Here is a 22,854-nt window from a genome sequence, read left to right as displayed (position 1 = left end):
GCACCGCCGGCACACGTACGCGGCGCCATCGTTGAGTGCGTGAACCTGACGTCGACGGCGGGCCCGTCCGCAGCAGGAACAGGTGACGGAGGAATCAGGGTTCACGGGCAGCGATCGCTTCCACGAGCTGCTCCGTCGTCGGAAGACCCGCCAGCCCGCTCGGCGTGAAGTAGATCCGACAGGCAAGATCCGTGGTCCGCCCGCCCGACGGGAACAGGTCTTCCCCGTCGAGGGTGATCGTCGGGGAACCCGCGAAAGCGACGCCGGCGGCGTCCTCCGGTGTCGCCAGAAGCCGGTAGGTGACGGGGATGTCGGAGTGGCCGGTGGACTTCAGCGCCTGGTCCAGGCGAGGGCCGACGTCCTTCCAGTTCGGGCAGTCGTCGATGTGAAGAACCTCGATCATCATTCTCCGATCATCCTCCCGCCGTGCGCGTCGCACCCGAGGAGAGCACTTCTGAGGTTGAGGGTGTCTGCCCCGGAACATCGATCGTCAGCCCGCTCGTGGCTCGCCTGTCGGCGCCCGCTCTAGTCATCGTCATCGTCGTCTTCTACGAGCTCGCCTTCCCAGGCCTCGCGTCCCTCGTGAATGGCGAAGAGAGCGATGACGAACCCTGCAACCGGGTCAAGCCACGCGGCTCCAGTGAGGGCGTAGAGGACGAGCCCGACGAGGGTGGAGACGCTCAACAGCACGCAGATCCGAGTCTCCGCTGCGTCCGCGAGGATCAGGGGGTCTCCGAGCCTCTTCCCGACACGCGTTTTCACCGCCGCAAGGACCGGCATGACGATGATCGAGAGGATCAGGAGCACGATGCTGACCGGGGAGGACTCGGGAGCGTCACCCGCGATCAGGCTGCGGATGCCCTCGATGCTCACGTAGGCGGCGAGGAGGAAGAACGTCACGGCGACGAACTTCAACGTGCGCCGCTCCTTCGCTTCGTCCGCCTCACCATGCCGCAGCCGCGCCGCCAGGCGCAGCCCTACCAGCACGGCGGCGATCGACTCGATGCCGGAGTCGATGCCGAACCCGATCACGGACACGAGTCCCGCGGCGATACCGGCCGCGATCGCGACGATGCCCTCGATGACGTTGTAGGCGACGGTGAACTGCGCCAGGCGCAGCCCGCGTCGGGTCAGCTGTTCGGTCTCGGCGGGGGTGAGTGCGCTCATTCGGTGGTCCTCTCGGGGCGGGGGTGACGGGTCAGATGGGGAGGACGAATCCGTTGATCAGGTTCTGGAGGCGGTAGATCAACTGGGTCCACAGGCCGCTGACCATGGCGGTGCCGATGAGGATGAGTAGCCCTCCGCCGAGGAGGTTGATGGTGCGGATGTGGCGTTTGAGGAAGCTGGTCGCGGTGGCGGCCCAGGAGAATCCGAGGGCGATCAGCAGGAACGGCAGTCCCAGGCCCAGGCAGTACAGCAGGCCGAGGAACGCGCCGCGGCCGGCGGAGGCGCCGTCCAGGCTCAGCGCGGAGATCGCGGCGAGGGTGGGCCCGAAGCAGGGTGTCCAGCCGAGCCCGAACACCACACCGAGCAGGGGTGCTCCGGCGAGTCCGGTCGCGGGTTTCCAGCGGGGGCGGATGGTGCGTTGCAGGAACCGGACCTGCCCGATGAACACGACGCCCATGAGGATCACGAGCACTCCGAGGATGCGGGTGACGGTGTCCTGCCATTCGAGCAGCCATGTCCCGAGGGCGCCGAACGCGGCGCCGTAGGCGATGAAGACGACGGCGAAACCGGCGATGAACAGGCCCACTCCGGCGACGAGGCGGCGCCGGCTGCCTGTGGCGAGGTCGGGGTTTCCGCCGATGTAGGCGAGGTAGCCGGGGACGAGGGGGAGCACGCACGGGGACGCGAACGAGACGAGGCCGGCGAGGACCGCGATGGGCGCGGCGAGCAGGAGTTGGCCGCTGAACACAGCCTCTCCCCAGTTCACGAGGCCGCCTCCGCGATGGTGTCCGCGATGAGGGTGTCGAGGATGGAGCGGGCGGTGACCCGGCCGAGGATCCGCGCGGCGGGTCGGCCGTCGACGTCGAGCACGAGGGTGGTAGGGACGGCGTTCGCGGCGAACTTCCCAGAGAACGCGAGGGCCACGGCGGCGTCGGTATCGATGATCGAGGGGTAGGTGATGCCGTAGGTGTTCGCGAACGAGGTGGCGGTGTCGGCTTGGTCGCGAACGTTGACACCGAGAAACGCCGCTCCGTTCCCGTCGTACTGCTCGTGCAGCGCTTGCAGGTCGGGTGCTTCGGCGCGGCAGGGGCGCAGGCGGCGTACCAGAAGTTCACGACGAGCACCTGCCCGCGGTAATCCTCGGAGCTGATCGCGTCGCCCGTTTCGCTCGTTCCGGCGAAGTCGACCGGCTCGCCGCGGCTGCCGACAGGCCATTCGATGACGGTGCCGTCACCGGCGACGTAGTTCTTGTTCGACCCGCCGCGGTACTGCTCCGCGAGGTCGTCCCGCGCGCATCCGCTGGTCCCGATGCCGATCATCGCGAGCGGGGGAAGGGCCAGCAGGGCGCGGCGGCTGAGGGCGCTCACGAGGCGAGAGCGGCGTCGAGAGCGGCCTGGATGTCTTCGAGGCGTTCGAGCTGGATCGCCTCGTCGTTGACGAAGATCGTCGGCGTGCCCTGCACCCCCAGGTCCTTGCCCGCCTCGAAATCAAAGCGCACCCGCTCGAGCGTCGACGGGTCGGCCACATCCGCGTCGTACTGCTCCAGGTCGAGGCCGATCTCCTCCGCGAAGCCGCGGAACACGTCGGCCTTGGAGTCTTGGCTCTCGCCCCAGCTCGCCTGCGTCTGGAACATCCGGTCGTACATCTCCTCGAACCGGTCCTGCCGCGCTGCTGCCTCGACGGCGAGAGCGGCATTCTCGGAGTTGCGATGCGAGGGAATCGGGAAGTAGCGGGTCGCGAAGGTGACCCGGCCTGCGTACTCCTCACGCAGCTGCTCGATGGTCGGGTAGACGGCCGCGCAGACCTCGCACTCGAAGTCGAGGAACTCGACCAGCGTCACCTTCCCGTCCTCCGCCTGATCGAGCATGTGGGTGTTCTGCTCGAGGACGGGCGTCGCGGCGGCGACCTCTTCGCGGGAGGCGGAGAAGGGCCGGAAGATCGCGATCGCGGCGATGACCGCGACGACGAAGACAGCCGCGGCGATGGCGATCAGGTTGACCTTGGTGCTGGTTTTCACGGGTGGTGCTTTCTGTCAGGCCGGTGGTCGGCAGAAACAAGGGGACGGCGCCGTGATCCGGCGAACGGTGAGGCTCAGGGCTGCGCCTCGATCAGGTTTCGCTCGTCTGTGGTTGGGGCGCGTCCGCTCTGCCGAAGACCTGCAAGAGGGCCCAGCCGGCGATGCCGCAGGTGGTGAAGATGTCGGCGACGTTGAAGATCGCGAACCAGTCGACCGCGATGAAGTCGACGACCTCTCCGCCCAGCGGCGTGTCCGCGGCTCGGCTGATGCGGTCCCAGATGTTCCCTGCGCCACCGCCGGCGGCGAGAGCGAGAAGTGCCGGTCCACCCAGCGGAGCCCCGCGGATGGTCCGCACGAACACCCACACCGTGAGGGTCACAAGAATGACGATCAGTCCGACCGCCAGTGCAGGTCCCAGCTCGGAGCCCATCCCGAAGGCGACGCCGGGGTTGAAGATCAACTCGAACCGCGCTCCGAGAGCGAGCTCGATCGTGCGTCCGTCTTCCAGCGCTGTCAGGGCCCAGCTCTTCGTGAGCTGATCAAGACCGAACGCGGCCGCAATCAGCGCAGCGATGAAAGCCACTCGGAGGACGAGCCTGCGCGTGGCGGGCATCAGAACAGCTCGAGGAGTCGAGGCAGAACACCCGACTCGATCAGGATGAACAGACCCAGGCCGATGAATACGGCAGGCACGAGCCAGTGCTCGACCCTCTCCAACAGCTCGGTCACCGTCTTGTTCGTGCCGACGACGCGAGCGATCAGGCACCACACCGCGACGAGGAGGAAGAACACGATGATCGTGACCACCGTGTCCGCGATCGGGCTCGTGCGGAATACGGGCGTGTAGAGGGAGATGTTGTCCGCGCCGTTCGCGATCGTGATCCCCGCAACGCCCAGCAGCCCGACCGCACTGATCGAACTCTCGTCATCGTCGTCGTCATCATCGCCCCTGCTGCGCAGGGTGCGGATGAGCCCGTACAGACCGATCGCCAGCGGGATCAGGCCCAAAAGCCCCACCCACTCATCCGGGATGATCGTCAACCCGGCGGCGGCAACGACGCTGATCGCGACGAGAGTCGCGAAGCCGAGGTACTGCCCCGCCACAACCTTCCAGCCCGGCAGCGAGCCACGGGCGGACGCGAGGAACAGCACCGTCAGAACCACGATGTCATCGATGTTCGTCGCAGCGAACAGTCCGATTGCCGCCGCGATAGTGCCGATCACGGCGCCACTTCCACGCCCCGACGGACCTCCGATGCGGCAGCGTCCACGTCACGTGCGCTCCGTGCTTCCGCCCCGAACGTGCCGCACAGATCCGCTTGGAACCCCGTCGCCTCCAAAAGTGCCTCAGCGGACTCGAGAAGATCGATCAGCTCCGGACGGGCCAACGAGTAGAACACCTGCCGTCCCTCTGCACGCCCCACGACCAGGCCGCACTCGCGCAGGCAGCTCATGTGCTCAGAAGCCGTCGACTGCGCCACGCCCAGCTCCGCCACTAGATCACTGACCCGAGCCTCACCATGCTGAAGTCGCCGCACGATCTGGAGACGCTTCGGGTCGGCCAAAGAGTGAAAGAGGGAGACGGCGGCAGAGGTGCCCCGCACGTGATCAATCGGCATGCACCGATGTTATCGACAGAAATCGATTTGAGCGACCACTGCCGAGGTGTTCGCGAACGATCGTTCATGAGACGGCCGGGCAGCGCACCGCCGCGATCGGCGCGTCGTGTTCCACAACTCGTGTCCGAGACCTATGACCCGTGACCTACGTTCGCAGTACAGTCAGCTCATGGCTGCGATCGGATACGCGCGCGTCTCGACCAGAGACCAGAACCCTGACGCTCAGACCGACGCGCTCACGGCCGCCGGCTGCGAGAAGGTCTTCGTGGAGCACGCCTCCGGAGTGCTCGCGAAGCGTCCCGCGCTCGAGGACGCTCTCGACTACCTCCGCGAGGGCGACTCCCTCGTCGTGACCAAGCTCGACCGCCTCGGACGGTCCGTGCGGAACCTGAAAGAGGTGGCCGACGGCCTCCAACAGCGCGGCGTCGGACTGAAGGCTCTCTCCCAGGGCATCGACACCACCACTCCGGGCGGGCGGCTGTTCTTTCACATGCTCGCCGCGATCGCCGAGTTCGAGCACGACCTCATCGTGGAGCGCACCCACGACGGCCTCGCCGCCGCTCGAGCCCGCGGTCGCAAGGGCGGCGGACGCTTCAAGATGACGCCCACGAAGGCGAAGCAGGCGCGCGCGATGTACGAAGAGAAGACGTACACGGTCCAGCAGATCGCCGAGACCTTCGGCGTCTCCCGCGGCACCATCTACCGCCACCTCACCGAAGACCACTGAGAGCCGCCGCGACGAGCGTCGCGGTTCACGGACACGAGCGGACGCCGACCTCCGTCGGCGGCGGTGCTGAGCGCTGCGCGCATTTTGCCTGGAAGCCTTCGGCAGCGTACGGGCCTGCGGCGTCCACGCAAGCCGCTGCGCGGCCGGCTCCTCCGACGTTCTCGGCACGCGGTCGCTGCGCTCCCTCACATCGCGCCGACAACATCTCCTCCTCCGCCCTCCGGGTTGCGCTCCCGCCTCCGACCCTGCTCGGCACTACGTGCCTTCCAGGCAAAAAACGCTGGGAGAGAAGGAAGAACAGACGAGCAAGACCACCCCCGCTGGCTTGACAAATCTGATTGAGAATCACGGCAAAAAAACGTGGGGGAGAGGCGAAGAGAGGGCAGACCATGACCACCACCACCACCCCGATGCAGACGCCGACCCTTCCCGAGGCGCTGGCCGAGTTCGTGTCCGTGTTCTCGCACGGAGAGCTGGCCGATGACCTGGCCCCGCGGCTCAACTGCGGTGAGGTCGACGCGCTGGCTGGACTCCTGCGAGCATTCGAACGAGACGAGGCCGCGGACCTGTGGATCACGGAGCACGCGACCGACGACGACGAGGGCGACGCCCACCACCCGGAAGGAGAGTGAGACTCATGGCGCTGACCGTCTACTCGAAGCCGTCGTGCGTGCAGTGCACGATGACCTACCGGGTGCTCGAGAAGAAGGGCATCGAGTACACCGTCGTGGACATCACGACAAACCCCGCAGCGCTCGCGTACATCACGGAGGAGCTGGGCTACTCCGCCGCTCCCGTGGTCGTCGCGGGCGACCAGGACCACTGGTCGGGCTTCCGCCCGGACCTCATCGAGAAGCATGCGGCATGACCAGGCCGGACGCCTCGAATGACGAGTACCGGGCCGGGTATCTCGCTGGGCAGGCCGATCGGCAGGGAGAAATCGACGCGCTCGACTTCCTGGCCGATCGGCTCTACCGCGCCGCTTACGGCGACGAGCGACGCCTTCCGGCCTACGCCTCGACGCGCGCCGAGCTCGAACAGCGCCGAGCGCTGTCCGAGCCGCCGGTCGAGGTCACCCGACGCGACGCTCTGGCGTCCTGGGGCATCGAGCCGGCCCCGACAGACACCCCCGCGGCCGACGCCGCGAAAGAGATCCCGTCGACGTCGACGGGACGAACGAACCGCACGAGCAGGAGACGACAGATGAGCACCAGGACCATCACCGGCAATCTCGCCGCCGACCCCGAGGCCGTACAGGCCGGCCGCGTGCAGATCGTGAAGCTGCGCGTCATCGAGAACACCGGAGAGTTCCGCGGGGGAGAGTGGACCGCTCACGAGGCGCCGACGACGCACTTCGTGGAAGCGAAGTTCGAGCTGGGCGAGCACGTGCTCGCCTCCCTCCACAAGGGCGACGCTGTGATCGTCGTCGGCTACGAGCGCACCGTCGCCTGGGGCGAAGGCGAGAACCGCCGCACCGGCCGCGTCCTCGAAGCCGACGCCATCGGACCCAATCTCGCCCGTGCAGCCGCGATCATTCAGACCGCTCCGAGGATGCCCCGCCGTCTCGCAACTTACGAAGCGGAGTAGAATGACTCATCCTCGACGCGGAGCGCGTAGAGGATGACGTGATCCTCCGGGATCGCTGCGCGCACTTCCGCGATCGCCGCGGCGCTCGTCGCCGCGCTGCTGCGCACCACCGTTGATGCCGATTCCGCGCGCGTCCGGTGTGCCAGCTCCCACATGCCTCCATCGTCGCACTGGCCGGAACCTCACTAACTCATTTACTCATTAGCTCAAATGAGTGAATGACGTCATGAGTATTTGATCCGCGGGACCTGCGTGGGGGAGTGGCAGGTGAGCCGGCGGCGCCGGCTCGTGAGGGGCGGCCCCTCACGCTCCCCAGCGTCCCGTTCCGGGGCGCGAGCTGCACTCGCGCAGCGGCGACGGAACGCCGCGGGTTGGAGGCCGCTGCGCGGCCCGTTTCCCCCGTTTTCTTCACCTCTCCGCGGTCTCAACCTATTTCGCTCCGGCGGCTGCGTGCCACCGATCCCGGACGCGCCCTGCGGGCTTATTTCGCCCGTGATCGGCGTCACTCCGCCGCCTCCACTCAAACGGTTTTCCCCGCCGGAGAGGCAAAGAAAAACGATCAGCCAGAGGGAGACACACCATGAGCCAGCAGCGCGGCACCCGTACCGAGGTCATCAAGAGCGAGTACCACGGACCCGGAGCGGACGGGATCAGCCGCACCGCCCGTCAGGTGGTCATCGTCGGCGCCGGTGGCCGCGACCCGGTGACCGAGCAGACCCCAGCCGTGCACCTGATCACCCGCGAGGGCCGCGCGGGGCTTCCCGGGGTGACGTTGCAGCACTTCGAGCCCGTCGAGCCCCTGCCCGCGGATCGCATCGGCTACATGGCCTCCGGCGCCTACGTCGTCGTGCCGGTCGACGTCGCGCGAGCGCTCGACCTGTACCCGGCCGCCTACGCGCTGCACGACCGCAGCGAGACGCCCGCCGACTACCGCGACAACGACTGACCCCCGAGACGAGAAGGAGAACCGACATGCTCACCATCACCCACACCCCCGAAGCCGGAACCCTCATCGAGGGCACCAGCCGCGGCGACGGCACCGCCGAGATCCTCAAGGCGACCGGCTGGCGCTGGGGCCGCTCCATCGGCGCCTGGTACATCCCGCAGTCCCGCGACCGCCTCCCGAAGTGGTGGACCATCAACCGCGCCGCGACCGCCCTGCGCGACGCCGGACACGAGGTCACCATCGAGGCCGAAGAGACGTTCCGCCCGACCATCGAGGCGGAGGCGGCGACCCTCGAGCGCCAGGCCGCCCGGGTCGACGCGCTCGACGCGAAGGCCGACCGGCGGGCCGCGGACGCCGACACCGCCGACGCGGCCGCGCGCCGCGCGTTCGACCGACTCCCCGAGGGTGGCGAGCCGATCAAGATCGGCCACCACTCCGAGACGCGGCACCGCAACGCGATCGAGAAGGCCCACAACGCGATGGGCCGCAGCGTCGAGGCCGACCGCGAGGCCACCCGCGCCCGCGCCCGCGCCGACGTCGCCGCCCACACCACCGAACACCGCTACGCCCCCGGAATGGTCGCCCGCCGCATCGACCGCCTCGACACCGAGATTCGCGGTTACACGCGGAAGATCGAGGGCAGCTCCCACAACTTCGGCGGTGGCTACATCGAGACGACCGCGCCCGCGACCGGCGCCTACCGGGAGCGGCTGATCACCCAGCGCGCGCAGCTCGAGGACGAGCACGCCTACTGGACCGCCGTCCGCGAGGCGCAGGCCGCCGCCGGGGAAGTCACGATCCACAGCCGCGACACGATCGCCAAGGGCGACATGATCAAGCACCGTTTCGGCTGGCACGTCGTGACCCGCGTGAACCCCAAGAGCGTGACCGTCGCGCTCGACTGGAACGACGGAACCCGCCCCTACAAGGTCAACTACGCCGACGTGCAGGGACACCACACCGCCGCCGAGGTCGAGACAGCCCGCGCCGCGGCCGCCGAGAAGGCAGCCGCCGAGACGGCCGCCGCGAGCTGAGCAGGCGAGGGCCGGCCCCCGGGCCGGCCCGTGAGGGGCGACCCCCTCACACTCCCCGGATGTCCCGTTCCGGGGCGCGAGCTGCACTCGCGCAGCGGCGACGGAGCACCGCCGATCGGAGGCCGCGATGCGGCCCATTCTCCGCGTTTTCTTCACCTCTCCGCGGTTTCAACCTATTTCGCTCCATCGGCTCCGTGCCGCCGCTATCGGACGCGCCCTGCGGGCTTATTTCGCCCGCTATCAGCGTCACTGCGCCGCCTCCACTCAAACGGTTTTCCCCGCCGGAGAGGCAAAGAAAAACGATCAGCCAGAGGGAGCACCCACACCATGCAGACCGCCACCGACTTGCAGACCACGGCCAAGACCTATCTCACGCTCGCCAACACTCGCGCGGTCAGCATCCGCGTCGTGGGCACCGACCCCAAGACGACGCCCTCCGTGCTCGTCACCCGTCGTCCCTCCGGCGTCTGGGAGGCGTGGCACTCCGACCAGCTGCACGGCATCACCAGCGGCTCGTTCCGCCACTGCGTCACCCACGCTCGCCGCGCAGCGATCCGCCGCGTCGCCCCGTTCCTGAGCCGCTGAGAGGACCTGACCATGACTCGCACTGATACCGGCCGCGCGAGCGCCGAACAGCTCGCCCTCATCCTCACCACCCGCCGCGCGGAGTCCGACGAGGACGCCGCCGCCACGGACGCCGAGATCCTCGCGCACGTCCGCAACACCCTGACCCTGCCCGGGGAGGGATGCCCGGGCGGGTTCCCCGTCACCGACGACGGAAGCGACTACGCGGCCGCGCTGATCGCGTTCCTGTCGCCCGTCCCGACCGCAGACGCGATGCTCGCCACGATCGAGAGCTTGCACCAGCAGGTGTGGGCCGCGGCCCCCGTCCTCACCGTCGAGACGGTGACCGATGACGGGGAGACATACCCCGCGCTGCGCTGCCCCGCATGCGGCCAGCTCGTCACCGACTCCGGCGACCTGTACGCCGTGGACGTGTCGACCAGGTGGAGCACCGCCGAGACGGACGCCGAGCACCAGCAGATGAGCATGACCCGCGGAGACGACGACTACAGCAGCACCCTGTACTACCTCCACGCCGCAGGCGAGCCGCACGCCGTCGTCCCGCCCGAGGGTTGGACCGAGAGCTGGAACTGACCCAGCGGGGGAGGGGCCGGCCTTCGGGCCGGCCACGAGGGGCGACCCCCTCGCGCTCCCCGGTGTTCCACCTTCGGCGGGGCGCGAGCTCCGCCCGCGCAGCGGTGACGGAGCACCGCCGGTGAGGTGCCGCTACGCGGCAGGATTCCCCGTTTTCTTCACCTCTCCGCGGTTTCAACCTATCTCGCTCCATCGGCTACGTGCCACCGATCCCGGACGCGCCCTGCGGGCTTATTTCGCCCGTGATCGGCGTCACTCCGCCGACTCCACTCAATTGGTTTTCACTCGCCGGAGAGGCAAAGAAAAACGATCAGGAAGACGACAAAAGCCCCGTAGTGAATGAAGCACCACGGGACCCGTCGCCTCAATGGTCGCACACCGATCAAGGAGAAACCATCGTGACTATCACCACCGGAACCGGGACCGTTCAGCACATCGACCCGACCACCCTCGTCATCGAGGCGAACGTGCGCACCAGCGCCCCCGTGACACGCGATTTCGTCGCGTCGATCCGCGAGAACGGCGTCATCACCCCGATCCTTGCCCGCCGCGACGAGCACGGAAACGTCATCGTCCGCGCAGGCCAGCGCCGCACCCTCGCCGCACGCGAGGCCGGAGTCGCCACGGTCCCCGTCTACGTCGTGGAGGGCGACGACACCACCGCGGACCGGATCATTCAGCAGATCATCGAGAACGACCAGCGCGCCGAACTCAGCACCGCGGATCGCACCGCCGCCTGGGCGCAGCTCGCGTTCGAGGGCATCACCGCCTCGCAGATCGCCAAGCGCACCGGAACCAAGACCGACGCGGTGAAGAAGGGCCTCGCCGTCGCGGAGTCCGCGACCGTCACGTCCGTTCTCCACGAGCACGAGCTGACTCTCGACCAGGCCGCGGTGCTGTTGGAGTTCGAGGACGACGCCGACGCCCGCGCCCACCTGATCGAGGTCGCGACCAACGACCCGACCCAGTTCGAGCACACCGCGCAGAGCCTCCGCGAGGACGCCGCGGAGAAGGCACGCCTCGCCGCCGTCGAGCAGGAGCAGATCGCGAACGGCTTCCAGGTGCTCACCCGCTCCGACGCCTACGGCGAGGGCAGCCCGTGGGTCGCCCTCCGCAAGCTCCGCACCGCCGACGGGGAGCAGGTCACCGCCGAGCACATCGCCGCGATCCCGGTTCGCGGGGCTCTCATCGACACCCGCTGGAACGGCGACATCGACGTGACCCACTTCGTGCAGGAGCCCACGGAGGCCGGATTCACCTACGCCTACCGCGGCGACGTGCCCGCCGCGGCGCTCACCCCCGAGGAGGCGGAGGAGGAGCGCGTCGAGAAGTCCGCCGAGCGGAAGGTGCGCATCGCCAACAACAAGGCGTGGACTGCCGCCGAGACGGTCCGCCGCCAGTGGATCGCCACGTTCCTCAGCCGCAAGACGCTTCCGAAGGATGCGGATCGGGTGATCGCTCTCGGGCTCACCGCGCACCGGTTTGCGGTGTCGTCGGGGATGAGCAACGGCAGCGACCTCGCCCACACGCTGCTCGGCATCGACCGCCCCTCCGGCTACCGCACCGACGCTCTCGCCGCGCTGGTCGAGGCGAACCCGGCGAAGGCCCGGCTGGTCGCGCTGGCCGTCGTGCTCGGAGGTCAGGAGGCGAACACGAGCAAGGAGTCGTGGCGACGCGGCGACGAGCGCGCCGCCGCCCACTTCCGCCAGCTCGCTGCGTGGGGGTACGCGCTCTCCCCGGTCGAGCAGGTCGTCACGGGCGAGAGCACCCCGGCGCCGGTCCCCGCACCCCCGCTCCCGACTCCTGCAGAAAGGCCCGCCATGACCACCACCACGACACCCGCCGTCGACGTCGACGTGTGGGGACACACCCCGGCGCTGCGCGATGCGCAAGCCGCCGTCGCCGCCGCCACCGCGACCGGCGACCTCGACGCGATCGCGGCGGCCGCGCGAGCGCTGATCGTCGCCGCGGCCGCGCACGCCTGGCCCACCGCTACCGCCCTCGTGTTCAAGTACGAGACGACCGGCCCCGTCGCCCACGTCTGGGGGCTGTGGAGAGTCCTCGACGCCGATCGTCAGACCCTCCGCGAGTGGGAGGACGACCCGGGCGGCATGAGCGATGAGTCCGAGGAGGAGCTGGTGGCCCTGGACCTCATCAGCAACCGCCGCGAAACCCTCGACTACACCGACTTCGGAAAGCCCATCGGCTCCACCGTCCTGATCCTGCACACCCTCACCCTCTGAGCGCGGGCGCGGGCCGCCCCGGACCGGGCCGGCCCGTGAGGGGCGACCCCCTCACACTCCCCGATGTTCCGCCGGCGGCGGGGCGCGAGCTCCGCCCGCGCAGCGTCGACGGAGCGACGCCCGGAGGTCGACCGGCTGCGCCGGCCGCCGTTGGTCGCCCTGCGGGCTCACACCCTTTTTTGCCGTGAAGCCTTCGGCGGCTCCCTCCGCTTCGCTGCGGTCGTAGCTACCTACGGGCTCCGTTCAAGTGGCTGCGCCACCGACTCCTCCGAGACTTTCAGCACGCGGTCGCTGCGCTCCCTTATTTCGCGCCGAAACTCTCTCCCCCCTCGCCCTGCGGGTTGCACTGCGCCCTCCGGTTGCTAAGGCGGAAAACCGCCTTCCAGCTCGAGCAGACACGGCCGCTGGCGTGATCGGCGTTGCGACGAGCCGTGCACCGGTCAGCGCATCTCGTGCGCGATCTCCAGGAACGCCGCCGCGGACGACCCGATGCGATCGGACCAGATGGCGCGGAGGGGTCGCACGAGTGCTGGTCCGCGGAGGGGCACTCGTATCAGTGAGCGCGCGGCGAGATCTGTTTCGACGGTGAGGATGCTCATGACTGCGGGCGCGATGCCGGCGCGGGCGTTCGCTCGGATGATCGCCGTCGTTTCAAGGATCGCGGCGGGAGTCGTGAGTGCGAGCCCGGCGTCGTGGAGCCATGCTTCGAGGGTCGTCCGGGTGCCGGAGCCTTCCTCTCGTGTCAGCAGTGCGGTGCCGGCCAAGTCCTCGGCGCTGATACTCGCCGCGCGTGCCCAGGGGTGGTCGGGTGCCACGACGACAGCGAGTTCGTCCTCCGTGACCACGTCAGAGGAGAGCGTGGCCGTGGACGCTGGTGTCTCGACGAATCCGAGTTGCGCGGCACCGGATCTCACGAGCTCTGTGACCGTGGCTGAATTGCCGGCGATCAGCTGCACACTCACCTCGGGTGTGCGCTGTCGGAATTCGAGGAGCCAGCGTGGGAGCAGCAGTTCGGCGATGGTCTGCGACGCCGCGAGAACCAGTGAGCCGGTCGGCTGTCGCAGTGCTGCCGCGCCCGCCTCGAGGCGGCGGGACGCCTCGAGGACCGGGCCGGCCAGCTCGAGCACGAGCCGGCCCGCGTCGGTCATCAGGGACCCGGTCGGAGAGCGGCGCACGAGCGGCTGCCCGATGGCGCGCTCCGCGACCCGCAGACGCGCCGAGACGGCCTGCTGGGTGACGCCGAGGTCTTCGGCAGCGCGGGAGAGCGAGCCCGCCTCGGCGATGCGCTCGAGCACCTCCAGCGTGTCGAGATCCAGGATCCGGTCCGTCAATCGCCGCGTCGCCACAAGCACTCATTGTGCCCCGCCAAGACGATCGCTGTATCGGCTGGTGCCGGCGATGCTCAGGCTGGAGGCATGACAACTTTCTCCCCCGCCCGCGCATCTTCCTCGATCGGGCATCCTCCGCGGTCGAGGCGCTTGTTCCGGGAGTTGGAGCATCCGGGACTGATCGTGTCGAACCTGACGCCGAACTGGTTCGCGTCGATCATGGGCACCGGCATCGTCGCGGTCGCCGCCGCGTCCCTGCCACTCCAGTTCCCCGGACTCCGCACCGGGGCCACCGTCGTCTGGGCGATCGCCGCGCTGCTGCTCGTCGCGCTGACGGTCGCGACCGGGCTGCACTGGGTCCGCTACCGCGGTACAGCGGTGAGGCACCACCTGAATCCCGTGCTCTCGCACTTCTACGGCGCGCCGCCCATGGCGTTCCTCACTGTCGGCGCGGGAACCCTCCTCCTCGGCAAGGACTGGATCGGCCTGCCGGCCGCTGTCACCATCGACTGGGTGCTCTGGGGTGCGGGGACTCTCGGCGGGCTGGTGACGGCGGTCCTGGTGCCCTACCTCGCGTTCACCCGGCATGAGAACAAGCCCGATTCGGCGTTCGGCGGCTGGCTGATGCCGATCGTTCCGCCGATGGTGTCCGCTTCCACCGGCGCACTGCTGCTGCCGTACGCGCCCGCCGGGCAAGCGCGGGAGACGCTCCTGTGGTCCTGCTACGGCTTCTTCGGCCTCAGCCTGGTCGCGTCGCTGGTGGTGATCACCCTGATCTGGAACCGGCTCGCGCAGCACAAGGTCGGAGCGGCGGGGATGGTGCCGACGCTGTGGATCGTCCTCGGTCCGGTCGGACAGTCGATCACCGCCGTGAATCTGCTCGCCTCGAACGCGCCCACCGTCGTGGACGCCGGCATGGCGCGTGCGCTGCTGGTCGTGGCTCTGGTGTACGGCTTCGCGATGCTCGGCTTCGCACTGCTCTGGACCGTCATCGCCCTCGCGATCACCCTCCGCACCGCGAAGGAGCACCTGCCGTTCAGCCTGACGTGGTGGTCGTTCACGTTCCCCGTCGGCACCTGCGTCACCGGACTGAACGGCCTCGCCCTGCACTCCGGTCTCACGGTTGTCGCCGGCCTCGCGGTGCTCTACTACGTCGGCCTGGTCGCCGCGTGGATCATCGTCGCCGCCCGCACGTTCCACGGTTCCGTGATCCGCGGAACCCTGCTCGCACCACCGCGGCCGGCCTGACCGGGATCGAGGACCATCGTGGATGTCCGAAGCCTGAACGCCCTCGCCGAGACCTGGCGGAGTACCGCGGACGCGACCGGACGCTTCGTTCCGGGCTTCGATCCCTGCTCCGGCGGCACCGCCAGTCGCGTCCTGGTGCTGATGCAGTCACCCGGCCCTCGGACGATCGCCGCGGGATCCGCTGCCGTCTGCAGCGAGGACAACCTCGGGCCCACCGCCGCCGCGTTCCGGGCGGCCCGAATCGAGTCCGGACTCTCCCGCGACCACTACCTCCGATGGAACCTCATCCCGTGGGAGATCCCTGGCCGCGTCCGCCCCGCGGACATCGAGGAGGGTCGGCTCGCGCTCGGTGAGCTGCTGGAGCTGCTGCCCGCGCTCGGCGCCGTCGTCACCTACGGGACCGTGGCGCTCGACGGGGTCATGCGCTATCTGACCCTGCACGATGATCCCCGTGTCGTCCCCGTACTCGCGGCACCGCACCCCTCACCGGCCAACGGACGTCACCGCGCCGACCAGCACCTCCGCTCCGTGAACGCGCTCCGCCTCGCGAATCGTCTCGGATCCGGTCGGCGAATCGCAGACTGACGGCACTGAAGGGAGACGTCCGCGGCTCGGTCGGCACCGGTCGTCGTGACCGATGAGGCGCTGATCTCAGACGGTCCCCGTCCTCGGACCGCTGACGGGAGCGGCCGGGTCGTCCACGACGTCGACGGTGTACGCCGCGCCGTGCTCGAGCGTGTGGCCGACGGTGCACTGGCGATCCACGGCCCGGTGGGTGCGTTCGGACAGTGAGGCGATCCGCTCGGGATCGAGCGCCGACAGGTCGGCGCGGATCACGGCGGTGATGGAGTCGTAGCGGTCCTCACCCTCGGGCTTGGTCGCGGTGATGTCGGTGGTCGCTTCGAAGTCGGCTCCGAGTCGGCTGGCGAGGAGGTGGTCCGAGGAGAGCATGCCGCAGGCGGCGAGGGCGAGGTGCAGCAGCTCGCCGGGCGAGAACACGCCGTCGGCGTCCGACCCGCCGATGCGGACCTCGGCTCCTCGCGCGTTGCGGCCGATGAAGCTTCTCGGGCCCTCGCGGGTGATGTGCAGCGGTGTGGTCTCGGTGCTCATGGTCTGCTCCTGTCCTGTGTCCGCGGCACCGCGGGCAGTGCCGGGGTCTCCTGCGGGTGGGCGGTGTCTCAGGTGTCGGTGCGGACGAGGGGGGAGTTCGTGCCGCGGACCCTGATGTCGACGCCGGTGATCTCCGACCGGGCGATGCCCGTGGACGCCGCCAGGTCGACGGCGCGCTGCCCGGCCGCCGTCCAGGTGGCGACGGTGATCGTGCTGCCGTCTGTGCGGGTGATCACGAGTTCGTACTCCGCGTCGGCGGGCGCATCACCACTGTAGGTGCAGCTCCACTCCAGCCGGGTGCCCCACGGCTTCCCCTCGACCTGGATGTCCGCAGCGAGAGCGGGATCGTCCGCGATCGGGTCCATCGGTTCGAGGGTCGCCTCGCTCGCCACGGGAGCACCCGCGATGCCCGTGCCGAGAGCGACGCCTCCGAAGACGGAGGCGGTGACGGCGGCCGCGACGGCGAGGGACGTCACCAGCCGGCGCCGACGTCGGCGCGTCCGGACACGGTGAGCGATGGCGGGCAGCGTCACCGGGGAGGGCGGCGCGTCCTCGCCGTCGTCCGATGCGCTGATGGCGAGAGCATCCTCGACGGAGAGCCGACCGACGATGCCGGGCAGTCCTGCCAGCTCTGCCACGGCCGCGCGGCAGGCCGCGCAGCCGCTGAGGTGCTGCTCGTACTCGAGTCGCTGATCCGCGGGGAGAGCGCCGAGGACGTAGGACGCGTCCCAGTCGCGGTACTCGTCCTCCGTCGCAGAGCTTCCGTGGTGGTCGTTCATCGGGTGACGCCCCTTTCCTGCAGAGCCAGTCGCAGTCCGCGCAGTCCGTAGTGCAATCGAGATTTCGCTGTTCCCTCGGGGATGGAGTGCCGGCGGGCGATCTCGGGGACGGTGTGTCCGAGGAAGTACGCGTCCACCACGATCCGACGATGCTCCACCGACAGCGATGCGAGAGCGTCGGCGACGAGGATGCTGTCCAGGACTGCGTCGGTGTGATCGGGGACGGCGCCGCCGCCGTCCTCGTCCTTCGCCGGCACTTCGCGTCGGCTCCGAGCGGAGCGGGCGTCGTCGATGACGAGGTTGCGGGCGACGGTGAACAGCCACGCGCGAGCGGCGTCGGCGTCGCGTTCGAGGACCTGCGGGCGCTGCCAGGCCCGGACCATCGTCTCCTGCACGACGTCCTCCGTCAGCGCCGCGTTCCGAGTGAGGTTCTGCACGAAGCGCCGCAGCGCCGGGCCGTGACTCTCGTATAGCGCCGCCAGGAGCTCATCGACGGGGCGGGGCACAGTGCTCACCGCCTCGAAGCGCCACGGCGCACTCCGTCATCTCGGTTGCTCCGATCACTGCGGGTCATCCCTTCCGGTCCTTGCCTGTCGAGAACCGGCGACCCGTCCGGGCGATGCGCTTCGCTGCGCGCGGGGACGGGTCGCCGGCGCATCAGGACGCCGGGGTGGAGGTGCTCATGCCCGCAGCTTCCTTGTTCGTCGTGCCGTCAGGGAGGAGGACGTACCAGGCGTCCTTCACACCCTGCCCGTTGACCTGGCCCGGTGCGGTGTCCTTCGCGAACCGGTAGACCGGCCATCCGTCGACGGTCAGCTGGGTCGTCCCGTCGGTGCGCGTGATCGAGCCGACCTCTGCGGTGATCCCATCCGCGGCGGTCGTGCTGGACGCCGACACGGCCGGCCAGGTCGTGGCGCACTCGTCGTAGCAGCTGCTGCTGCCCGAGTTCTGCGTGTCCTTCGTGAACGTGTAGACGGTGTAGCCGGCCTCGTCCGTGATGATCTCGCCCAGCGGCGAGGACGCCGTCGTGAGAGCCGCCGTCTCAGCGGAGGCGGAGGCGGTGGCGGAAGGGCTGTCGGCCGGCGCTTCCGACGAGGCGGCCGAGCCGGCGGCCGTCGAGCATCCGGCGAGAAGGACGGCGGCGAACGCCGCAGTGGTCACAGTGGTCGCGATTCGCTTGAGCATGATGCCTCCTGTAGTGCGGGGGCCGAGGTGGTCCCACCGAGGACACGACACAGCAGTCGCGGACGTTCAACGAGGCGAGAAGATCGCTGGGAGAGCATCCGCGCGGCGGGCGGCTTCAGCGAGAGCGACGATCCGTTGCGCGCTCCTTCGCGTGAAGGCCCGAGGCAGCGCGCTGCTCTCCATCCCCGCGCAGACCGAGGCGAACGAGCACGCAGACCGCCAGGGAACGGTACCCGCGGCCGTACTGCTGAGGATCCGGGCCACCTCGTCAGGTGGGATCGGGCTTCGCTGTATCGCCACGAGGCGGACGCCACTCGGCGCGCTCCTGCTCAAGAGCAGACAGCCTCCCAGTAGAGGCTCGTCCTCTGGCCGATCGAACCCCCTCGGCGGAAGTCTCCGCGAGCAAGCAGACGCCGACCTCGGTCGGCGCTGTGGTGTGCGCTGCGCGCATTTTTGCCTGGAAGCCTTCGGCAGCGTACGGGCCTGCGGCGTCCACGCAAGCCGCTGCGCGGCCGGCTCCTCCGAGGTTCCCGCCACGCGGTCGCTGCGCTCCCTCACATCGCGCCGACAACCTCTCCTCCGCCGCCCTCCGGGTTGCGCTCCCGCCTCCGCCTCTGCTCGGCACTACGTGCCTTCCAGGCAAAAAAACGCTGGGAGAGAAGGAAGAACAGGCGAGCCAGACCACCCCCGCTGGCTTGACAAACCTGATTGAGAATCACGGCAAAAGAACGAGGGGGAAGGGCAGGGCAAGACCACCGCCCGGGACCCGACCGACCCGACGACGAGAGGAACCCACCATGAGCGACTCCATCACCGCCACCGCACCGGAGGACTCGAACCTCCGCAACGCACTGGCCGAGTTCGCCTCCGTGTTCAGCGCAGACACCGCCGCGGATCTGGGCGTGCGCCTGAACTGCGCAGAGGCCGACGCGATCGCGGGACTCCTGCGAGCATTCGGACGACACGAGACCGCGGACCTGTGGATCGCCGAGCACGCGACCGCCGACGACGAGGGCGACGCCCACCACACCCAGGAAGGAACCGAGCGATGACCGAGCAGCAGACCAGCGAAGCCGTCACGACCTACCTCGTCGCCGATGCCGCCCACGGCGACTACCGGGAGGAGGCGGGACCGTGGCTCTGATCGTCTACTCCAAGCCCGCGTGTGTGCAGTGCACCGCGACCTATCGGGCCCTCGACGCGAAGGGCATCGAGTACACCACCGTCGACGTCACGACGGACCCGGTGGCGCTCGCGTACATCACCGAGGAGCTGGGCTACCTCGCCGCCCCGGTGGTCGTCGCGAGCGACGAAGACCACTGGTCGGGGTTCCGTCCCGACCTCATCGAGGAGCACGCAGCGTGAGCGGCCCGGACGCCTCGAGCGACGAGTACCGGGCCGGGTACCTCGCCGGGCGCTCGGACAGGCAGGGCGAGGTCGACTGGGCGGAGAACGAGGCCGATCGGTACTACCGCCTCGCCTACGGCGACGAGCGGCGCCTCCCGAGCGTCGCCGTGACCCGCGCCGAGCTCGAACAGCGCAGGGCGCTGTCCGAGCCGCCCATCGAGGTCACCCGACGCGACGCTCTGGCGTCCTGGGGCATCGAAACGCCCCCCACCGACACCCCCGCGGCCGACGCCGCGAACGAGATCCCGCCGACGTCGACGGGACGACCCACGAACCGAACGAGCAGGAGACGACAGATGAGCACCAGAACGATCACCGGGAACCTCGCCACCGACCCCGAGCCTGTGCAGGCGGGCCGCGTGCCGATCGTGAAGCTGCGCGTGATCGAGAACACCGGAGAGTACCGGCAGGGGGAGTGGGTCGCGCACGAGGCCCCGACCACGCACTTCGTGGAAGCGAAGTTCGAGCTCGGCGCCCACGTCCTCGCGTCCCTCCACAAGGGCGACGGCGTGATCGTCGTCGGCTACGAGCGCACCGACACGTGGGGAGAGGGAGAGAACAAGCGCTACGGGCGGGTTCTCGAGGCGGACGCGATCGGCCCGAACCTCACCCGCGCGACCGCCGTCGTCACCGCGGCCGCGCAACGCCCCCCGCGCCGCAGCTCCGCGAACCCGACTCGCCAGGGGGCGGTCGAGGCGTGAGCCGTGGTCTGAGTGGCCCCCGGGAACGTCCTGCAGCCGCCATCTGGGCGGTCGTCATCATCGTCGCCGCGATCGTCATCAGCATCCTCGCCAACTGGAGGACCCCAGCAACTGACGCACTCCCCGACGGTGTTCCCGACACAGCTCAGGCCGCGGTCGTGGACCGCGTCGTCGACGGCGACACCGTCCGCGTCCTCACGGACGCGGGGGAGGAGCTCACCGTACGCCTGATCGGAGTCGACACCCCCGAGACCGTCGACCCCGGCGAGCCCGTCCAGTGCTACGGCCCGGAAGCCTCCGCCTTCACCGCACAGACCCTCCCCGAGGACTCGAACGTGTTCCTCGAGCGCGACCCCAGCCAGGGCGACGTCGACCGGTACGGGCGCACCCTCGCCTACCTCTGGCACGTCGACACCCTCGACGGAGCGCAGCTGCTCAACTACGAGCTCGTCGCAGGCGGATACGCCCGCGAGTACACGTACGACACCGACTACCGCTACCAGCGGCAACTCCGCACCGCCCAGGACACCGCCCGCTCCGCTCGCGCCGGGCTCTGGGGAGTGTGCTGACCGTCGACCGGTGGGATGTCGCCATAGCCTCGGTTCGACCGTGCCGGAGTTGATTCGGACGCTGTCCGGGCGAGGAGGAGCGGATCACCTGGGGGAGTGATCCCTGTTCTGCGCCGAGGTCAACGCGGAGCGCGTCCAGGATGACATGACCTTCACGCATCGCTGCGCGGACCTGCGCGATTGTTGCAGCGCTCGTCTTTCGGCCACTCGATCAGCCCAGCCTGCCGGGCTTCGCAGCTGACAGGTGAGGGGCGATCCTCTCACGAGGTGCGGATGCATCACGCTGCGGTGATGAGGTACATCCGAAGCTCGGTTCCAGTAGCCGGGTAGTTGGTTCCCCACGTGTTGTTGGCGCTGTAGGGCCCGGATTCCCAGCGAAGAACCCAGTGTGCGAGGGTGCCCGCGCTGCCTGCGGGCCATGCTCCGCTGGTGGGGATCGTGAAGTCGTGGCTGTTGGTCGTCCGGGTGCTGATGTCGTAGGACGCGGTGGCGGAGTCGCGAGCTGTGATCGCGGGTGGAGTTGTCACGTCCGGGTCGATGGTGTCGCTGGAGCGGAAGCTCACGCCACTCGTTCCGGTGTTCGTGAAGATGATGCGGCGAGCTTGGTAATTTCCGGACGGGGTTCTGTAGGAGTACCTGCAGGTCATTGTTCCGTTCGGGTTCACGGTGATGGGTGCGCTGTTGTAGATCGGAGTCGCACCGTTGATGTTCGCTGTCCCGTTCCAGGACGAGGCGTAGACGGTGCTGCCGGAGGTGAGGGGGTCGCCGGTGACGTTCTGCGCGGCGTTGGGGACGGCGGTGATGTCGCTGATGCGCCAGGCGGTCGACGTCGTGTTGACGGGGCCCGTGGGGCGGGCGGTGTACAGCTTCGTCTCACCGAGAGAGTTCTCCTTGTAGTAGGTGAGCAATACCCGCTGTGACGCGTCGAAGCCGACCTGGACATTCTCATTGAGCAGTCCGCCGTGCGGTGTTGAGTCCACCAGTGTGGCTGTCGTTGAGTAGGTCATCGAGGCGATCACGGCGTTTGTCGGCGTCGAGGGCGAGGTGTTCATCGGGTACCAGGTGGTGAAGTCCTTCGTCCAGGCGTAGTGGACTGCGCTGGTGGATTCCGCTGATGCCGCTGTTCCTCGCCAGACCCATGCCAGGTGGTAGGCCCCGCCGTACTGGTCGTTGTGGAAGACGGGGGTGGTCGGATATGCGCTGTAGTTGTCCGGCCCCTCGGTGAAGCCGGAGGTGCCGCCGGCGCCGAGAAGTGGCGCACCTGTCGGGACGGTGTTGGTCCACGCGCTGGTCGTCACGTCGTAGCGATAGAGATAGGTGTTCGCCGCGCCGGACTGCCCGTTGCGGAACATCAGATAGAGAGTGCCTGGCTGGTCGCGGAAGAACACGGGGTAGGTGACGAGGGCCTCGTTACCGAGGGCGACCAGATACTTGTACTTGCCTGCAGCGGCAGGCAGTGCCGTGCGGAAGGTGAGTGAGCTCAGATCTCCGGGGGAGGTCGTGCGCCAGTAGCGCATGTCGGAGTTGTGCATCGCGGCAGCGACGTGCAGGTTCCCGGCGGAGTCGAGCGAGATCGCGATCCCGTTGTGGACGTCAGACGAGCCCGCGGAGACGACGACCGGTCCGTTCCCATCGTTCGGGAGCGCTGACGTCCACGCGCCCGCTGACGTCCGCTTCGCGACCGTGAGCCTCCCGGCGCCGTTGTAGTAGCCCACGTAGGTCGCGCCAGTCGCGGCGTCCTGCAGGATCGGCTGGATCATCCCGGTGACGGCGAGCGCACGCGCCGCTCCTCCCGCAGTCGGATTCACGGGATACGCCGAACCCAGCACGACAGGAGTCGGAGCGGCGGCCGGGGCTGCTGCGGTGTCGGTGATCGTCAGCGGGTCTCCCGCAGCGGCCGCTGCCAACGGAGCGAGAAGCGTCGCGGCCCCGGCGGCGATGCTCACGGAGAGAGCCGATTCAACGAAGACGCGGCGAGAGAAGGCCGGTGAAGTGAGGATCATTCGCGTAATGTAGCGAGTCATCGAGC

The 22,854-nt window shown here is 68.9% G+C and carries 29 protein-coding genes; 15 read left to right on the top strand and 14 right to left on the bottom strand.

The window, feature by feature from the left end:
* Nucleotides 1-94 precede the first annotated feature (94 nt).
* The 8 genes from ASF48_RS17485 to ASF48_RS17450 all read right to left on the bottom strand — a co-directional run bounded on the left by ASF48_RS17485 (nt 95) and on the right by ASF48_RS17450 (nt 4,803).
* Nucleotides 95-406: a hypothetical protein gene (locus tag ASF48_RS17485; RefSeq protein ID WP_055794463.1), complete on the bottom strand. Its 312-nt coding sequence runs from the start codon at nt 404-406 to the stop codon at nt 95-97.
* Nucleotides 407-525: 119 nt separating this feature from the next.
* Nucleotides 526-1,167 carry a cation diffusion facilitator family transporter gene (locus ASF48_RS17480; protein ID WP_055794460.1) on the bottom strand — a complete coding sequence of 214 codons (642 nt, stop codon included), beginning with the start codon at nt 1,165-1,167 and terminating at the stop codon, nt 526-528.
* Nucleotides 1,168-1,198: 31 nt separating this feature from the next.
* A complete protein-coding gene (locus tag ASF48_RS17475; protein ID WP_055794458.1) occupies nt 1,199-1,933 on the bottom strand; it encodes a cytochrome c biogenesis CcdA family protein in 735 nt (244 codons plus the stop codon).
* The gene (locus tag ASF48_RS17470) at nt 1,930-2,382 is read right to left on the bottom strand and encodes a TlpA family protein disulfide reductase (RefSeq protein ID WP_327205451.1); all 453 of its coding nucleotides are present in this window, start codon (nt 2,380-2,382) and stop codon (nt 1,930-1,932) included. The genes ASF48_RS17475 and ASF48_RS17470 overlap by 4 nt, the downstream gene beginning before the upstream one ends.
* 148 nt (nt 2,383-2,530) lie before the next feature.
* Complete coding sequence (locus ASF48_RS17465) at nt 2,531-3,184, bottom strand: DsbA family protein (protein ID WP_082481720.1); 654 nt, start codon at nt 3,182-3,184, stop codon at nt 2,531-2,533.
* 91 nt (nt 3,185-3,275) lie between these two features.
* On the bottom strand, nt 3,276-3,767 hold the full coding sequence (locus ASF48_RS17460; RefSeq protein WP_162238049.1) for a signal peptidase II: 492 nt from the start codon (nt 3,765-3,767) through the stop codon (nt 3,276-3,278).
* 29 nt (nt 3,768-3,796) lie between these two features.
* Nucleotides 3,797-4,408, bottom strand: coding sequence for a cadmium resistance transporter (locus ASF48_RS17455; protein WP_055794455.1), 612 nt, complete (start codon nt 4,406-4,408; stop codon nt 3,797-3,799).
* Nucleotides 4,405-4,803 (bottom strand): ArsR/SmtB family transcription factor, encoded by a 399-nt coding sequence (locus tag ASF48_RS17450; protein WP_055794452.1) that lies wholly within the window; start codon nt 4,801-4,803, stop codon nt 4,405-4,407. Before ASF48_RS17450 ends, ASF48_RS17455 begins: the two co-directional genes overlap by 4 nt.
* A gap of 169 nt (nt 4,804-4,972) precedes the next feature.
* Here ASF48_RS17450 and ASF48_RS17445 point away from each other — a divergent pair, with 169 nt between their 5' ends.
* From ASF48_RS17445 to ASF48_RS17405, 9 genes are all read left to right on the top strand, one after another.
* Nucleotides 4,973-5,530, top strand: a complete 558-nt coding sequence (locus ASF48_RS17445; RefSeq protein ID WP_055794451.1) for a recombinase family protein — start codon at nt 4,973-4,975, stop codon at nt 5,528-5,530.
* Between the two features lie 389 nt (nt 5,531-5,919).
* On the top strand, nt 5,920-6,162 hold the full coding sequence (locus ASF48_RS17440) for a hypothetical protein (protein WP_055794449.1): 243 nt from the start codon (nt 5,920-5,922) through the stop codon (nt 6,160-6,162).
* A 5-nt stretch (nt 6,163-6,167) separates the two neighbouring features.
* Nucleotides 6,168-6,398, top strand: a complete 231-nt coding sequence (gene nrdH / locus ASF48_RS17435; protein ID WP_055794446.1) for a glutaredoxin-like protein NrdH — start codon at nt 6,168-6,170, stop codon at nt 6,396-6,398.
* Complete coding sequence (locus ASF48_RS17430) at nt 6,395-7,117, top strand: single-stranded DNA-binding protein (protein ID WP_055794444.1); 723 nt, start codon at nt 6,395-6,397, stop codon at nt 7,115-7,117. The genes nrdH (ASF48_RS17435) and ASF48_RS17430 overlap by 4 nt, the downstream gene beginning before the upstream one ends.
* Nucleotides 7,118-7,697: 580 nt before the next feature.
* On the top strand, nt 7,698-8,063 hold the full coding sequence (locus tag ASF48_RS17425) for a hypothetical protein (RefSeq protein ID WP_055794442.1): 366 nt from the start codon (nt 7,698-7,700) through the stop codon (nt 8,061-8,063).
* A gap of 26 nt (nt 8,064-8,089) precedes the next feature.
* A complete protein-coding gene (locus ASF48_RS17420) occupies nt 8,090-9,097 on the top strand; it encodes a DUF3560 domain-containing protein (protein ID WP_055794440.1) in 1,008 nt (335 codons plus the stop codon).
* 327 nt (nt 9,098-9,424) lie between these two features.
* Nucleotides 9,425-9,682 carry a hypothetical protein gene (locus ASF48_RS17415; RefSeq protein WP_055794438.1) on the top strand — a complete coding sequence of 86 codons (258 nt, stop codon included), beginning with the start codon at nt 9,425-9,427 and terminating at the stop codon, nt 9,680-9,682.
* A 12-nt stretch (nt 9,683-9,694) separates the two neighbouring features.
* On the top strand, nt 9,695-10,255 hold the full coding sequence (locus ASF48_RS17410; RefSeq protein WP_055794437.1) for a hypothetical protein: 561 nt from the start codon (nt 9,695-9,697) through the stop codon (nt 10,253-10,255).
* A 398-nt stretch (nt 10,256-10,653) separates the two neighbouring features.
* Nucleotides 10,654-12,498: a ParB/RepB/Spo0J family partition protein gene (locus ASF48_RS17405; RefSeq protein WP_055794435.1), complete on the top strand. Its 1,845-nt coding sequence runs from the start codon at nt 10,654-10,656 to the stop codon at nt 12,496-12,498.
* Between the two features lie 440 nt (nt 12,499-12,938).
* On the opposite strand, the gene ASF48_RS17400 is transcribed toward ASF48_RS17405, so the two are convergent.
* Nucleotides 12,939-13,844 carry a LysR family transcriptional regulator gene (locus ASF48_RS17400; protein ID WP_020624524.1) on the bottom strand — a complete coding sequence of 302 codons (906 nt, stop codon included), beginning with the start codon at nt 13,842-13,844 and terminating at the stop codon, nt 12,939-12,941.
* Nucleotides 13,845-14,009: 165 nt separating this feature from the next.
* Between ASF48_RS17400 and ASF48_RS17395 the strand changes: the two genes are divergently transcribed.
* Nucleotides 14,010-15,074 (top strand): TDT family transporter, encoded by a 1,065-nt coding sequence (locus ASF48_RS17395; protein WP_020624523.1) that lies wholly within the window; start codon nt 14,010-14,012, stop codon nt 15,072-15,074.
* An 18-nt stretch (nt 15,075-15,092) separates the two neighbouring features.
* Nucleotides 15,093-15,659 (top strand): uracil-DNA glycosylase family protein, encoded by a 567-nt coding sequence (locus ASF48_RS17390; RefSeq protein WP_235576811.1) that lies wholly within the window; start codon nt 15,093-15,095, stop codon nt 15,657-15,659.
* A 66-nt stretch (nt 15,660-15,725) separates the two neighbouring features.
* Here the strand turns inward: ASF48_RS17390 and ASF48_RS17385 are convergent, their stop codons facing one another.
* The 4 genes from ASF48_RS17385 to ASF48_RS17370 all read right to left on the bottom strand — a co-directional run bounded on the left by ASF48_RS17385 (nt 15,726) and on the right by ASF48_RS17370 (nt 18,148).
* A complete protein-coding gene (locus tag ASF48_RS17385; protein WP_055794432.1) occupies nt 15,726-16,184 on the bottom strand; it encodes an OsmC family protein in 459 nt (152 codons plus the stop codon).
* 68 nt (nt 16,185-16,252) lie between these two features.
* Nucleotides 16,253-16,963, bottom strand: coding sequence for an anti-sigma factor family protein (locus ASF48_RS17380; RefSeq protein WP_055794430.1), 711 nt, complete (start codon nt 16,961-16,963; stop codon nt 16,253-16,255).
* The gene (locus ASF48_RS17375; RefSeq protein ID WP_055794427.1) at nt 16,960-17,469 is read right to left on the bottom strand and encodes a sigma-70 family RNA polymerase sigma factor; all 510 of its coding nucleotides are present in this window, start codon (nt 17,467-17,469) and stop codon (nt 16,960-16,962) included. The genes ASF48_RS17380 and ASF48_RS17375 overlap by 4 nt, the downstream gene beginning before the upstream one ends.
* Nucleotides 17,470-17,620: 151 nt before the next feature.
* Entirely contained in the window at nt 17,621-18,148 is a 528-nt protein-coding gene (locus tag ASF48_RS17370) for a COG4315 family predicted lipoprotein (protein WP_055794425.1), read from the bottom strand.
* 797 nt (nt 18,149-18,945) lie between these two features.
* Here ASF48_RS17370 and ASF48_RS17365 point away from each other — a divergent pair.
* From ASF48_RS17365 to ASF48_RS19535, 4 genes are all read left to right on the top strand, one after another.
* Nucleotides 18,946-19,200 (top strand): hypothetical protein, encoded by a 255-nt coding sequence (locus ASF48_RS17365; RefSeq protein ID WP_055794424.1) that lies wholly within the window; start codon nt 18,946-18,948, stop codon nt 19,198-19,200.
* Nucleotides 19,201-19,282: 82 nt separating this feature from the next.
* A complete protein-coding gene (gene nrdH, locus ASF48_RS17360) occupies nt 19,283-19,513 on the top strand; it encodes a glutaredoxin-like protein NrdH (protein WP_055794422.1) in 231 nt (76 codons plus the stop codon).
* Nucleotides 19,510-20,256: a single-stranded DNA-binding protein gene (locus tag ASF48_RS19540; RefSeq protein ID WP_055794420.1), complete on the top strand. Its 747-nt coding sequence runs from the start codon at nt 19,510-19,512 to the stop codon at nt 20,254-20,256. Before nrdH (ASF48_RS17360) ends, ASF48_RS19540 begins: the two co-directional genes overlap by 4 nt.
* The gene (locus ASF48_RS19535) at nt 20,253-20,825 is read left to right on the top strand and encodes a thermonuclease family protein (RefSeq protein ID WP_157603227.1); all 573 of its coding nucleotides are present in this window, start codon (nt 20,253-20,255) and stop codon (nt 20,823-20,825) included. Before ASF48_RS19540 ends, ASF48_RS19535 begins: the two co-directional genes overlap by 4 nt.
* A 278-nt stretch (nt 20,826-21,103) precedes the next feature.
* Here ASF48_RS19535 and ASF48_RS17345 read toward each other — a convergent pair whose 3' ends face one another.
* Nucleotides 21,104-22,771 (bottom strand): BNR-4 repeat-containing protein, encoded by a 1,668-nt coding sequence (locus ASF48_RS17345; protein ID WP_162238048.1) that lies wholly within the window; start codon nt 22,769-22,771, stop codon nt 21,104-21,106.
* Nucleotides 22,772-22,854: the final 83 nt, after the last annotated feature.

This window comes from Rathayibacter sp. Leaf299 (assembly GCF_001423055.1).
Taxonomy (GTDB): Bacteria; Actinomycetota; Actinomycetes; order Actinomycetales; family Microbacteriaceae; genus Rathayibacter; species Rathayibacter caricis.
The sequence above is the reverse complement of the archived record's forward strand: the minus strand, read 5'-3'. Positions and strand labels throughout refer to the sequence as shown.